Annotated in this window: 13 protein-coding genes; 12 read left to right on the forward strand and 1 reads right to left on the reverse strand. The window is 42.8% G+C overall.

Going from position 1 to position 13,775, the window contains the following annotated elements; translation table 11 throughout:
* Nucleotides 1-69: 69 nt before the first annotated feature.
* The 6 genes from thrC (at nucleotide 70) to DG474_RS00790 (ending at nucleotide 5,888) form a co-directional block, all read left to right on the forward strand.
* Nucleotides 70-1,554 carry a threonine synthase gene (gene thrC, locus DG474_RS00765; RefSeq protein WP_255778304.1) on the forward strand — a complete coding sequence of 495 codons (1,485 nt, stop codon included), beginning with the start codon at nucleotides 70-72 and terminating at the stop codon, nucleotides 1,552-1,554.
* 60 nt (nucleotides 1,555-1,614) lie between these two features.
* The gene (locus DG474_RS00770; RefSeq protein ID WP_255778305.1) at nucleotides 1,615-2,895 is read left to right on the forward strand and encodes an MATE family efflux transporter; all 1,281 of its coding nucleotides are present in this window, start codon (nucleotides 1,615-1,617) and stop codon (nucleotides 2,893-2,895) included.
* Between the two features lie 3 nt (nucleotides 2,896-2,898).
* The gene (locus DG474_RS00775) at nucleotides 2,899-3,516 is read left to right on the forward strand and encodes an HAD family hydrolase (protein WP_255778306.1); all 618 of its coding nucleotides are present in this window, start codon (nucleotides 2,899-2,901) and stop codon (nucleotides 3,514-3,516) included.
* Between the two features lie 168 nt (nucleotides 3,517-3,684).
* A complete protein-coding gene (locus DG474_RS00780) occupies nucleotides 3,685-4,893 on the forward strand; it encodes a LysM peptidoglycan-binding domain-containing protein (RefSeq protein ID WP_255778307.1) in 1,209 nt (402 codons plus the stop codon).
* A 196-nt stretch (nucleotides 4,894-5,089) separates the two neighbouring features.
* Entirely contained in the window at nucleotides 5,090-5,515 is a 426-nt protein-coding gene (locus DG474_RS00785) for a MarR family winged helix-turn-helix transcriptional regulator (protein ID WP_255778308.1), read from the forward strand.
* 10 nt (nucleotides 5,516-5,525) lie between these two features.
* The gene (locus DG474_RS00790) at nucleotides 5,526-5,888 is read left to right on the forward strand and encodes a DUF1304 domain-containing protein (protein WP_255778309.1); all 363 of its coding nucleotides are present in this window, start codon (nucleotides 5,526-5,528) and stop codon (nucleotides 5,886-5,888) included.
* Nucleotides 5,889-5,927: 39 nt separating this feature from the next.
* On the opposite strand, the gene DG474_RS00795 is transcribed toward DG474_RS00790, so the two are convergent.
* Nucleotides 5,928-6,785 carry a DUF975 family protein gene (locus tag DG474_RS00795; protein WP_255778310.1) on the reverse strand — a complete coding sequence of 286 codons (858 nt, stop codon included), beginning with the start codon at nucleotides 6,783-6,785 and terminating at the stop codon, nucleotides 5,928-5,930.
* 116 nt (nucleotides 6,786-6,901) lie between these two features.
* On the opposite strand from DG474_RS00795, the gene tgt reads away from it, so the two are divergent.
* The 6 genes from tgt to comGB all read left to right on the forward strand — a co-directional run bounded on the left by tgt (nucleotide 6,902) and on the right by comGB (nucleotide 13,774).
* On the forward strand, nucleotides 6,902-8,044 hold the full coding sequence (tgt, locus tag DG474_RS00800; RefSeq protein WP_001285237.1) for a tRNA guanosine(34) transglycosylase Tgt: 1,143 nt from the start codon (nucleotides 6,902-6,904) through the stop codon (nucleotides 8,042-8,044).
* Between the two features lie 133 nt (nucleotides 8,045-8,177).
* Nucleotides 8,178-9,995 (forward strand): acyltransferase family protein, encoded by a 1,818-nt coding sequence (locus tag DG474_RS00805; protein ID WP_255778311.1) that lies wholly within the window; start codon nucleotides 8,178-8,180, stop codon nucleotides 9,993-9,995.
* A gap of 140 nt (nucleotides 9,996-10,135) precedes the next feature.
* Nucleotides 10,136-11,287 carry an N-acetylglucosamine-6-phosphate deacetylase gene (gene nagA, locus DG474_RS00810; protein ID WP_001134441.1) on the forward strand — a complete coding sequence of 384 codons (1,152 nt, stop codon included), beginning with the start codon at nucleotides 10,136-10,138 and terminating at the stop codon, nucleotides 11,285-11,287.
* Nucleotides 11,288-11,440: 153 nt separating this feature from the next.
* Nucleotides 11,441-11,806 (forward strand): DUF1033 family protein, encoded by a 366-nt coding sequence (locus DG474_RS00815; RefSeq protein ID WP_000286399.1) that lies wholly within the window; start codon nucleotides 11,441-11,443, stop codon nucleotides 11,804-11,806.
* Nucleotides 11,807-11,868: 62 nt separating this feature from the next.
* On the forward strand, nucleotides 11,869-12,810 hold the full coding sequence (gene comGA, locus DG474_RS00820) for a competence type IV pilus ATPase ComGA (RefSeq protein WP_255778312.1): 942 nt from the start codon (nucleotides 11,869-11,871) through the stop codon (nucleotides 12,808-12,810).
* Nucleotides 12,758-13,774 carry a competence type IV pilus assembly protein ComGB gene (comGB, locus tag DG474_RS00825; protein ID WP_255778313.1) on the forward strand — a complete coding sequence of 339 codons (1,017 nt, stop codon included), beginning with the start codon at nucleotides 12,758-12,760 and terminating at the stop codon, nucleotides 13,772-13,774. Before comGA ends, comGB begins: the two co-directional genes overlap by 53 nt.
* Nucleotide 13,775: the final 1 nt, after the last annotated feature.

The following is a 13,775-nucleotide window of genomic DNA, read 5'->3' on the forward strand; positions in this document are numbered from 1 at the left end:
TTATAAAGGGAGAATTTTCTGAAAAATCGTGATATAATGGAAGAGACTATAGATAAAGGATAGAGATTCATGACATTAGTTTATCAATCAACGCGTGATGCCAATAATACAGTAACTGCCAGCCAAGCTATTTTGCAAGGTTTGGCGACGGATGGTGGTCTGTTTACACCACTTACTTATCCAAAGGTGGATTTGGACTTTGACACATTAAAAGATGCTTCTTACCAAGAAGTGGCTAAATTAGTTTTATCAGCCTTTTTAGATGACTTTACGGCTGAGGAGTTGGACTACTGTATCAACAATGCCTACGATAGCAAGTTTGATACTCCAGCGATTGCGCCATTGGTGAAACTGGATGGGCAATACAACTTGGAATTGTTCCATGGTTCAACGATTGCCTTTAAGGATATGGCCTTGTCTATCTTGCCATACTTTATGACGACAGCCGCTAAAAAGCATGGTTTGGAGAACAAGATTGTCATTTTGACAGCAACATCTGGTGATACTGGAAAAGCTGCTATGGCAGGGTTTGCGGATGTGCCTGGAACTGAGATTATTGTCTTTTATCCAAAGGATGGTGTTAGCAAGGTACAAGAGTTGCAAATGACTACTCAGACTGGAGACAATACTCATGTTATCGCTATTGATGGAAACTTTGATGATGCGCAAACAAACGTGAAACATATGTTTAACGATGTAGCTCTTCGTGAAAAGTTAGCTTCCAATAAACTGCAATTTTCATCAGCTAACTCTATGAACATTGGTCGTTTGGTACCACAGATTGTTTATTATGTTTATGCCTACGCTCAGTTGGTCAAGTCTGGTGAAATTGTAGCTGGTGATAAGGTCAATTTCACAGTACCAACAGGAAACTTTGGAAATATTTTGGCTGCCTTTTATGCTAAACAAATCGGTCTTCCAGTTGGCAAATTAATCTGTGCTTCAAATGACAACAATGTGTTGACAGACTTCTTTAAAACCCGTGTTTACGACAAGAAACGTGAGTTTAAAGTGACAACTAGTCCATCTATGGATATCTTAGTATCTTCAAACTTGGAGCGTTTGATTTTTCATCTTTTGGGGAATAATGCGGTTAAGACAGCTGAACTCATGAATGCCTTGAGTACACAAGGACAATATGAATTGACAGACTTTGATGCAGCGATTCTGGAACTCTTTGCAGCTGAATATGCGACTGAGGAAGAAACTGCGACAGAAATTAAACGTGTTTATCAAACAGATGCCTACATCGAGGATCCACATACGGCGGTTGCCTCAGCTGTTTATAGAAAATACCAAGTGGCTACTGGGGATGCGACTAAGACAGTGATTGCTTCAACAGCTAGTCCATACAAGTTCCCAGTGGTTGCCGTAGAAGCGGTAACAGGAAAAGCAGGCTTAACTGACTTTGAAGCCTTGGCTCAATTACATGACATTTCAGGAGTGGCAGTGCCACCAGCGGTTGATGGCCTTGAAACAGCTCCAGTTCGTCATAAAACAACAGTGGCAGCTGCTGACATGCAAGCAGCGGTGGAGGCTTATCTAGGACTTTAAGACAGAGGGAGTAAACTCGGTTGGGAAACCAACTGAGTTTCTTTTCATCAGGAGGAGAGATTGTTTAAGAAAAATAAAGACATTCTTAATATTGCATTGCCAGCTATGGGTGAAAACTTTTTGCAGATGCTCATGGGAATGGTGGACAGTTACTTGGTCGCTCACTTGGGCTTAATCGCCATTTCAGGTGTTTCAGTTGCTGGCAATATTATCACCATTTACCAGGCGATTTTTATCGCTCTAGGAGCTGCTATCTCCAGTGTTATTTCAAAAAGTTTGGGGCAGAAAGATCAGTCCAAGTTGGCTTATCACGTGACAGAGGCTCTCAAGATAACCCTATTGCTGAGTGCACTTTTAGGCGCCTTATCGCTCTTTGCTGGGCAAGAGATGATAGGACTCTTGGGCACGGAGAGGGATGTAGCCGAGAGTGGTGGGCTCTACCTATCTTTGGTGGGTGGGTCGATTGTTCTCTTGGGCTTGATGACGAGTCTAGGTGCCTTGATTCGTGCAACGCATAATCCGCGTCTACCTCTCTATGTTAGTCTTTTATCCAATGCCTTGAATATTCTTTTTTCAAGTCTAGCTATTTTTCTCCTTGATATGGGCATAGCGGGTGTTGCTTGGGGGACTATCTTGTCTCGCTTAGCCGGTCTTGTGATTTTGTGGTCGCAATTAAAGCTGCCTTTTGAGAAACCGACTTTTGGTTTAGATAAGGAACTATTGACTTTGGCTTTGCCAGCGGCAGGAGAACGTCTCATGATGCGGGCTGGAGATGTAGTAATCATTGCCTTGGTTGTTTCTTTTGGGACGGAGGCAGTTGCGGGGAATGCAGTCGGAGAAGTCTTGACCCAGTTTAACTATATGCCTGCCTTTGGCGTCGCTACGGCGACGGTCATGCAGGTAGCTCGAGCAGTTGGAGAGGATAACTGGGAAAGAGTAGATGATTTGAGCAAGCAAACCTTTTGGCTTTCCCTGCTTCTCATGTTGCCCTTAACTCTCAGTATCTATGCCTTGGGGACACCATTGACTCATCTCTATACGACCAATCCTGTAGCAGTCGAAGCGAGCGTTTTGGTGGCACTGTTCTCTCTACTAGGAACCCCCATGGCGACAGGGACAGTTATATATACGGCAGTTTGGCAGGGATTGGGAAATGCTCGCCTCCCCTTTTATGCGACAAGCATTGGGATGTGGTGTATCCGCATTGGAACAGGATATCTGATGGGGGTTGTTCTTGGTTGGGGCTTACCTGGTATTTGGGCAGGGACTATCTTGGATAATGGTTTTCGCTGGTTATTTCTACGTTACCGTTACCAGCGTTATATGAGCTTGAAAGGATAGGAAATGCAAAAAACAGCATTTATTTGGGATTTAGACGGGACTTTATTGGACTCTTACGAAGCGATTTTGTCAGGGATTGAGGAGACCTTTGCTCAGTTTTCTATTCCTTATGATAAGGAGAAAGTGAGAGAGTTTATCCTCAGGTACTCTGTGCAGGATTTGCTGGAGCAGGTGACAGAAGAGAGAAACCTGGATGCGGAAGTACTCAATCAGGTGCGTGCCCAAAGTCTGGCTGAGAAAAATGCCCAGGTAGTTTTGATGCCAGGTGCGCGTGAAGTGCTAGCTTGGGCAGACGAAGTAGGGATTCAGCAGTTTGTCTATACTCATAAGGGGGACAATGCCTTTACCATTCTAAGAGACTTGGGATTGGAGTCCTATTTTACAGAGATTTTAACCAGTCAGAGCGGTTTTGAGCGGAAGCCAAGTCCACAAGCGGCTAACTATCTGTTAGACAAGTATCAGCTGGATCCTAATAATACCTATTATATAGGGGACCGGACTTTGGATGTGGAATTTGCCCAGAATAGTGGGATTCAAAGCATTAATTTTTTAGAGTCGTCTTATGAAGGGAATCACAGGATTCAAACACTGGCAAATATTCCTCGTATTTTTGAGGATTAGTGACGAGAAAATTGTGTCAGTTTTGTGACAGAAACCTAACAAACTATTTCAAGTAATCGAGTTTGTTACAAGGAATAGACAGTTCTGTTAAATAGGCCCGAGAGGGCTTTTTTTCTGCTTTTTTTGTGTTATGATAGACAGGTACTCATTTGAAAGGAACATGAACGAATGAAGAAAAGAATTATTTTAGCCTCAACAGTAGCCTTGTCTCTTGCTCCCGCATTAGGAGCTAAAGCTCAAGAAATCTCTTGGACAGCACGTAGCGTTGAGCAAATCCAAAATGACGTAACTAAAAACGAAAACAAAAACAGCTATACAGTTCAGTATGGTGATACCCTGAGCACGATTGCAGAAGCTTTGGGAGTAGATGTGACGGTTCTTGCTAATTTGAACAAAATCACTAATATGGACTTGATTTTCCCAGATACTGTCCTCACTACAACTGTCAATGAGGAAGAAGAGGTAACGGAAGTTGAAATCCAAGCTCCTCAAGCAGATGCTAGTGAAGAAGTGACGACTGCGACAGCTGATTTGACGACGAATCAAGTGACAGTCGATGAACAAACAGTTCAAGTAGAAGACCTTTCTCAACCAATTGAGGAAGCTCCAACTGCAACAGAGACTGAAAAACCAGCAGAAGTAGCGCCAAGTTCAGAAGTTTCTGAGACAGCGACAGTTGCTGAAGAGACACCATCTACAGAAACATCTGTAGCTGAAGAAACAGCTGAAACGACTCCAGCGGAAGCACCAGTAGCAGAAACAACTAGTCCAGTTGAAGAAGATCCACAAGCAGCGACTCCAGCTACCGAAGAAACGGCAGCAACAACTCCAGCAGAAGCCCCAGTAGCAGCTGCTCCAGCAACTGAAACACCTGCTGATACAACAGGATCAAGTGCAACAGAAGAAGCAGCATCAACAGCAACTTCTGACACTGCAACTTCGACTTATCAAGCAGAGCAAAGCCAAACTCCTTCAAGAACATATTCAGCTCCAGCGGCTCCTGACTATGCAGGACTTGCTGTAGCTAAGTCTGAGAATGCTGGTCTTCAACCACAAACTGCAGCCTTTAAAGAAGAAGTAGCCAACTTGTTTGGGATTACATCCTTTAGTGGCTACCGTCCTGGTGACAGTGGGGACCATGGTAAAGGTTTGGCCATCGACTTCATGGTTCCAGTGAGTTCAGCACTTGGTGATCAAATCGCGGAATATGCAGTCAAAAATATGGCTAGCCGTGGTATCAACTATATCATCTGGAAACAACGTTTCTACGCTCCATATGATAGTAAATATGGACCAGCCTATACGTGGAATCCAATGCCAGACCGTGGTAGCGTAACCGAAAACCACTATGACCACGTTCACGTTTCAATGAACTAATCATTAAAATGGAAGTTGGGAACTGATTGAGTTCTCGCTTCTTTTTTTGTGTCATTCCTTTAGGATAAAAGGGATAAATATGAGGAAGTGAGTAATATTTCAAGAGAATGTAAGCATATTACTTGATTTTTCTTTTGCCTTAGATTATACTTGATAAGTCAATAATTGATGAATCAATTTTAAAGGAGAAAGATTTATGGTAGCAATCCATGATTTACTGTATCAACTACGATTAGCAGATCAGTCTATGACACAACTATTTGAACGCCAATTGGGAATTAGTCTGACTCGTTATCAAATCTTATGTTTCTTAATCGATCAGTCTCCGTGTAATCAAATAGCAGTTCAGGATAGATTGAAGATTGATCAGGCTGCCTTGACACGGCACTTTAAAATTTTGGAAAAGGAAGGTTTGGTTAATCGACGTCGGAATCCTGAAAACCAGAGGGAGGTTTTGGTGGAAGTCACAGACTTTGCGAGAGAACAACTAATAACCAACTCTCCCCAACACCATATAAACGTAAAGAGTCAGATGGAGAGTGTACTTACACAAGGAGAGCGAGAAGAGTTCAGTCGCTTGTTAGAAAAGTTGATATCTGGCTTAGAAGAGATAAAAATTTAAGGAGAAGAATATGTCTATTTTTACAATTGTTTTAGCAACTATCGTTGCCTTGGAGCATTTTTACATTTTTTATTTGGAAAGTGTGGCTACGCAATCAGACGCTACTAGTCGAGTGTTTAATGTGTATAAGGAAGAACTGGCTCGTCCTTCAGTGAGTTCATTATTTAAAAATCAAGGAATTTATAATGCTTTGATAGGTGTGTTTCTCTTGTACGGGATTTATTTTTCGCAAAGCTTGGAAATTGTGACCATCTTTGTTTTATTTGTGCTTGGTGTAGCGACCTACGGTTCTCTAACAGCAGACAAGAAGATTATTCTGAAGCAAGGTGGGCCTGCTATTTTGACTCTGCTGAGTATGTTACTTTTGAAATAAGAAAACCAGCGTCCTGAAGACGCTGGTTTTTGTATGCTCTTATCCATTTCGACGTTTACGGGCTAGTAGGACTCTGTAAAAGAAGATGTGATTGTTTTGGATATAGGGAAGGATTGAAAAGCTAGCAATTCCAAAAGTGAGCCAGTTGAGGAAGTACCAAGGGAGTAGTTGTAGATCGAGAACAAAGCGTTGAAATTTGTAACCCTTCATCAAGAAACGGCTGGTTTTCAGGATTTGACGGGGTTTAGCCTGTCCTAAATCCAGAGTGTCGCAGAGGAGGAATTCTACCTGCGAGTAGGCATAATGTTGTGGAACGTAGAGGATGTTCCCTACAATCATCAAGATGAGACTCGCGAAAAAGTAGAGGCCAAAGGTCATAAGGAATTGTTCTGTTTCAAGGGATGAGAGGTCTAATTTTGGAAATTCAGGATGTAGGGAGACAAATCTCCGAGCCAAGAGATTGCTATAAAAGAGAAAATAAACGCCTACTAAGTTTGGAATGCTCCATAAAAAGAGGTAGAAACGTTTGAGGAGCAGAGTTAGGAAGGTTTGCGAGAAGCGCTCTTCAGCAAAGAGGGCCAGGCTTGATTTTACTGAGAGTTCTGTATCAGGATCCTTGAGGAGTCGGAGTGTCGCAAAAGCAGCACCTGCTAGAAAAATCGTGCTCATAAAAGAAACCACTAGCGGGAAGAGATAGGCTTGGAGCACTTGTGCTAGCATGCTGAAAAATGATTGCTCTAAAACACTTTCTTGGAGACGAGCCAAGGGGTTGAGAAAGCCTGATAAGATGACCAGTATACTAGGTAAGAGATAGACGAGAAAGAGGCGGGGATTTTCAGCCTGAAATTGCCTCGTCTGCAGACGAATGGTTTTTAAATCAATTTTTGGGTATTTCATTCTCTCATTATACCATAGTTCGTGACAGTTCCTAGTTTTTTTGATAAAATCATACAGTATGCCTTTGGGCACAAAGTATGAACTGGGACTGTCTTTCCCAGCTTCGGAGGTAGAAAATGTCAGATTCACCAATCAAATACCGTTTGATTAAGAAAGAGAAACACACGGGAGCTCGTCTGGGAGAAATCATCACTCCGCACGGTACCTTTCCAACGCCTATGTTTATGCCAGTTGGGACCCAAGCTACTGTCAAGACTCAGTCACCAGAGGAGTTGAAGGAGATGGGATCAGGAATTATCCTGTCTAATACTTATCATCTCTGGCTTCGCCCTGGAGATGAACTCATCGCACGCGCAGGTGGTCTCCACAAATTTATGAACTGGGACCAACCAATTTTGACAGATAGTGGTGGTTTCCAGGTCTATTCCCTAGCTGATAGCCGAAATATCACCGAAGAAGGAGTAACCTTTAAAAACCATCTCAATGGCTCCAAGATGTTCCTATCACCAGAGAAAGCCATCTCTATTCAGAACAATCTAGGCTCCGACATCATGATGTCTTTTGATGAATGTCCTCAGTTTTACCAACCCTATGACTACGTTAAGAAATCAATCGAGCGTACTAGCCGTTGGGCTGAGCGTGGTTTGAAGGCTCACCGTCGCCCACATGACCAAGGTTTGTTTGGGATTGTACAGGGAGCGGGATTTGAAGACCTTCGTCGTCAGTCAGCTCACGACCTTGTTAGCATGGACTTCCCTGGCTACTCTATCGGTGGTTTGGCAGTAGGAGAAACGCACGAAGAAATGAATGCAGTCTTGGACTTCACAACTCAACTTCTTCCTGAAAACAAACCTCGCTATTTGATGGGTGTGGGAGCGCCAGATAGCTTGATTGATGGGGTCATTCGTGGTGTGGATATGTTTGACTGTGTCTTGCCGACTCGTATCGCTCGTAACGGAACTTGTATGACCAGCCAAGGTCGTTTGGTTGTCAAGAATGCCCAATTCGCTGAAGATTTTACGCCACTGGATCCTGAGTGTGATTGCTACACATGTAAGAACTATACACGCGCCTACCTTCGTCACCTGCTCAAGGCTGATGAAACCTTCGGTATCCGCTTGACTAGTTACCACAATCTCTACTTCTTGCTTAACCTGATGAAGCAAGTGCGTCAAGCCATCATGGATGATAATCTCTTGGAATTTCGTGAGTATTTTGTAGAAAAATATGGCTACAACAAGTCAGGACGCAATTTTTAAAGTGTAAAAATAGAATGCCAAAATCCTAAGTTTTCTCTTAGGATTTTTCCTATTTTTTTGATAGAATAGGGAGTATAATGGAATGGAAATTAGGTGGTGTTTTGCTTCCTAATTTAATGGAGAATAGACTCGTATGCGTATTAAATGGTTTTCCTTGATTAGGATTACAGGTTTACTTTTGGTGCTTTTGTACCACTTCTTTCAAACGATCTTTCCTGGAGGATTCTTTGGGGTAGATGTCTTTTTCACTTTTTCAGGATTTTTGATCACCTCCCTCCTTTTAGAGGAATTTTGGAAGGCACGCCAGATTGATTTACTTGGATTTTTTAAGAGACGGTTTTATCGTATCGTACCACCTGTGGTGCTGATGGTTTTAGTGACCATGCCTTTTACTTTCTTGGTTCGTCAAGACTATGTTGCTGGAATTGGTGGCCAGATTGCTGGAGTTCTCGGTTTTATGACCAACTTCTACGAAATGTTAACAGGGGGAAGTTATGAATCCCAGTTCATTCCGCATCTCTTTGTTCACAACTGGAGTCTAGCTGTTGAGGTTCACTACTATATCCTTTGGGGCTTAGCGGTTTGGTTCTTATCGAAACGTTCAAAATCTAGTAGTCAATTGAGAGGGATGGTCTTTCTCCTTTCTGCTGGAGCTTTTATCATTAGCTTTTTCTCCATGTTTATTGGTAGTCTAATGGCGAGTTCCTATTCATCTGTCTACTTTTCAAGTTTAACCCATGTTTATCCCTTCTTTTTAGGAAGTATTTTGGCGACAGTTGTGGGGGTTCGTCAGACGAGCGATTTAGTCAAGCAGTTTGACCGGATGTGGGATCTTCGTCAGAATCTACTGGTATTTGCTGCAGGGTTTTTGGTGTTAGTGCTCTTGACTTTCTTTGTCAAGTTCACCTACCTGTTTGCGTACTTATTTGGCTTCTTGCTAGCAAGTTTAGCGGCAGTGACCATGATTTTTGCTGCGCGTGTCTTGCATGAGAAAACGCCTGAGATACAAGAACCTCGGATCATTACATTTTTAGCGGATACCAGTTATGCGGTTTATCTCTTCCACTGGCCTTTTTATATTATCTTTTCTCAGTTGATGAGTAATCTGCCTGCTGTTATTCTGACAATCATCTTTTCTTATTTCTTTGCTATCCTATCCTTCTATATTATTGAGCCATTAATTGCTGGTAAATCTAATCCTTTAATACGGAAGATTAGTCTATTGCCTCATATTAAACCAATTAGTGCTGGTGCTGCTGGCATTCTTACCCTGATTGCCTTGATTATCATAGCTGTGGCTCCTCAAGTTGGAGCTTTTGAGACAGACTTGATGGTCAATGGTTTCAAACAAGCCCAGACCAATATAGGACAAACCAAGACTCTTGCTGAACAAGCTGAACTGAGTCGTCTAGGAATTTCTGATGGAACAAGCCTAATAGGTGATTCGGTAGCCTTGCGTGCCAATACAGCCTTACAAGAGGCACTTCCTGAAGCGAATATCAATGCCCAGGTTAGTCGAACGACCAAGCAAGCCAATGACATTATGCTCAATAACAGTCAGAACAAGGCGCTGCTAAAAACAGTTGTCATTGCAACGGGAGTCAATAATCCTGAAGGCTATAAGAATGATTTGGACAGCATCGTGAACAATCTACCGAAAGGACACCATCTGATACTGGTGACACCTTATGAGGGAGACAAGAGCAAGGACACTTACACATCAGTGGAGCAGTATGCGGCTTATGCACGGGAATTAGCTGAAAAGAATCCTTACGTGAGCATAGCTGACTGGAATAAGGTTGCTAAGGAACACCCTGAAATCTGGGCTGGAACCGACCAAGTCCACTTTGGGAATGACAATAGCAAGCTCGAAGAAGGTGCTAAGCTATACGCAGAAACGATTGCAGCTGCTGTTAAGGCTGCTCAAGAACTGCCTGTAAAATCAAAATAAAATTAAAGAGTTGGAGAAATCCAGCTCTTTTAAAATATCTCTAGAAAATAGGTCTATACCATTTACAAATGAAAAAGAAAGGTTTATAATGTAATTGACATAATAAATTCTAGAATCAATCTATCAAGGAGGTTATCATTATGCCTAATTATATTAAAGCGGATCAGTTTTTCTACCCACACGGAGTTCGTCGTGGCGGTTACTTGGAACTTGTGGATGGCAAGTTTGGCAAACATGTAGAACAGATTCCTGAAGGAGCTGAGGTGATTGACTATACAGGTTATAGCATTGCCCCAGGACTTGTGGATACCCACATTCATGGATTTGGCGGTGTCGATGTCATGGACAATAACATCGAAGGGACCCTTCATACCATGAGTGAAGGTCTACTTAGCACGGGTGTTACCAGCTTCTTGCCAACGACGTTGACTTCCTCTTACGAGCAGTTGCTTGCGGTAACTGAAAATATCGGTGCTCGTTACCAGGAAGCAAGTGGAGCCAAGATTCGTGGGATCTATTTTGAAGGGCCTTATTTCACAGAGAAATACAAGGGAGCTCAAAACCCTGCCTATATGAAAGACCCCCGTATGGATGAGTTTCGTGCTTGGCAAAAAGCAGCCAATGGCTTGCTCAATAAAATCGCCCTTGCGCCAGAACGCGAAGGTGTAGAAGACTTTGTTCGTACGATTACGGGCGAAGGAGTGACTGTTGCTCTGGGACATTCCAATGCGACTTTTGATGAAGCTAAAAAAGCAGTAGATGCTGGAGCGAGTGTTTGGGTACATGCCTACAACGGAATGCGTGGGTTGACTCACCGTGAGCTCGGTATGGTGGGAGCCATGTATGAATTGCCACATACCTATGCAGAGTTGATCTGTGACGGTCACCACGTAGATCCAAAGGCCTGTGACATTTTGCTCAAGCAAAAGGGAACTGAAAATATTGCCCTTATCACAGACTGTATGACAGCTGGTGGTTTGGACGACGGTGACTACATGTTGGGAGAATTCCCGGTAGTAGTTGCTAATGGAACTGCTCGCCTCAAATCGACAGGCAATTTGGCAGGTTCTATCCTCAAACTCAAAGATGGTTTGAAAAATGTGGTCGAATGGGGCATTGCGAATCCGCATGAAGCCGTCATGATGGCTAGCCTCAACCCAGCAAAATCTGTTCACATCGATGATGTCTGTGGTCAAATCCGTGAAGGTTATGACGCTGACTTTATCGTACTGGATAAAGATTTGGAATTGGTAGCAACCTACCTAGATGGTGTGAAACGTTATCAAGCCTAAGAAGATAAAAAATAGGGGTCAATAAAGGACTCCTATTTTTATGATAGGCTGAAAAGGTATTTAAAGAAGTCTTCCTGATGGGAAAGGCAAGCAAAATCCTTTCATTGTTCTAGAAAATTCGTTATAATATACGGTACAAAGGAAGTAGTGAAAATGTATCGTGTTATAGAAATGTATGGGGATTTTGAACCGTGGTGGTTCATAGAAGGTTGGGAAGAAGATGTCATCATGAGTCAATCTTTTGACAAGTACTATGATGCTCTAAAATATTATAAATCATGCTGGTTTGAGCTGGAAAAGAAGAATCCTCTTTATAAGAGTCGGAGTGATTTGATGACTATTTTTTGGGATCCTGCTGATCAGCGCTGGTGTGATGAGTGTGATGAGTATTTGCAACAGTACCATTCTTTGGCACTTTTGCAGGATGAGCAAGTCATCCCCGATGAAAAGCTACGTCCAGGCTACGAAAAACAAACAGGTCAAGAAAAACACCGTTCTTGCCGTATGAAATGGAGATAAAAAAGTAACTTTTTAAGTTGCTTTTTTTATTTTTTTGCGAATAGTTAGATAAGGAGGGCGATATGGTACAAGAAATTGCACAGAAAATTATTGCTACTGCGAAAGAAAAGAAGGCCCAGGATATCTATCTTATCCCCAAGGAAAAGTCCTACGAGCTTCACATGCGGGTTGGAGACGAACGGTGTCTAGTTGACTCCTATGAGTTTGATGTTTTAGCTGCTGTGATTAGTCATTTTAAATTTGTGGCGGGTATGAACGTAGGAGAGAAGAGGCGTAGTCAGCTGGGGTCTTGCGACTATCAGCATGGGGAGAAGAAGTCTTCTCTGCGTTTGTCTACCGTGGGAGATTATCGGGGATATGAGAGTTTGGTCATTCGTTTGTTGCACGATGAGGAACAGGACCTGCATTTCTGGTTTCAGGATATGAACGAACTGGGTGAGCAGTACAGGCAACGGGGGCTCTACCTTTTTGCGGGTCCAGTTGGAAGTGGCAAGACGACTCTGATGCACGAATTAGCCAAGTCTCTGTTTAAAGGACAGCAGGTTATGTCCATTGAAGATCCTGTCGAGATCAAGCAGGACGACATGCTCCAGTTGCAGTTGAATGAGGCGATTGGATTGACCTATGAAAATCTGATCAAACTGTCTCTTCGGCATCGTCCTGACCTCTTGATTATCGGTGAAATTCGTGATAGCGAGACAGCGCGTGCAGTGGTCAGAGCCAGTTTGACAGGGGCGACGGTCTTTTCAACCATTCATGCCAAGAGTATCCGAGGTGTTTATGAACGCCTTCTGGAGTTGGGTGTGACGGAGGAGGAACTAGCAGTTGTCCTGCAAGGAGTCTGCTACCAGAGATTAATTGGGGGAGGAGGAATCGTTGACTTTGCAAACAAAGACTATCAAGAACACCAGCCAACTAGCTGGAATGAGCAGATTGATCAGCTTCTTAAAGATGGACATATCACAAGTCTTCAGGCTGAAACGGAAAAAATTAGCTACAGCTAAGCAGAAGAAAATCATTACCTTGTTTAACAATCTCTTCTCCAGTGGCTTTCATTTGGTGGAAATTATTTCTTTCTTGGGCAGAAGTGCTTTGCTGGAAAAGGACTATGTGGCCCAGATGCACCAAGGCTTGTCTCAGGGGAAATCCTTCTCAGAAATGATGGAAAGTTTGGGCTTTTCAAGTGCTATTGTGACTCAATTATCTCTAGCTGAAGTTCATGGAAATCTCCATCTGAGTCTGGGGAAGATAGAAGAATATCTGGATAATTTGTCCAAGGTCAAGAAGAAGTTAATTGAAGTAGCGACTTATCCCCTGATTTTGCTGGGATTTCTCCTGCTAATCATGTTGGGGCTCAGGAATTATTTGCTCCCCCAACTGGACAGTAGCAATATCGCCACTCAAATCATCGGCAATCTGCCACAAATATTTCTGGGACTAGTGTTGGTTTGCTCTCTATCTTTACTTTTAGCCCTCACTTTTTACAAAAGAAGTTCCAAGATGCGGGTCTTCTCGATGTTAGCGCGGATTCCCTTTCTAGGAATCTTTGTTCAGACCTATCTGACGGCCTATTACGCGCGTGAATGGGGCAATATGATTTCACAGGGGATGGAGCTGATGCAGATTTTTCAGATCATGCAGGAACAAGGTTCCCAGCTCTTTAAAGAAATTGGTCAAGATCTGGCTCAAGCCCTGCAAAATGGTCGGGAATTTTCTCAAACCATAGCAACCTATCCTTACTTTAAAAAGGAGTTGAGTCTCATCATCGAGTATGGGGAAGTCAAGTCCAAGCTGGGGAGCGAGTTGGAAATCTATGCTGAGAAAACTTGGGAGGTATTTTTTACCCGAGTCAACCGCACTATGAACTTAGTACAGCCACTGGTTTTTATTTTTGTGGCCCTGATTATCGTTTTACTTTATGCGGCAATGCTTATGCCCATGTATCAAAATATGGAGGTAAATTTTTAAA

This window comes from Streptococcus oralis, from assembly GCF_024399415.1.
GTDB lineage: Bacteria > Bacillota > Bacilli > Lactobacillales > Streptococcaceae > Streptococcus > Streptococcus oralis_CS.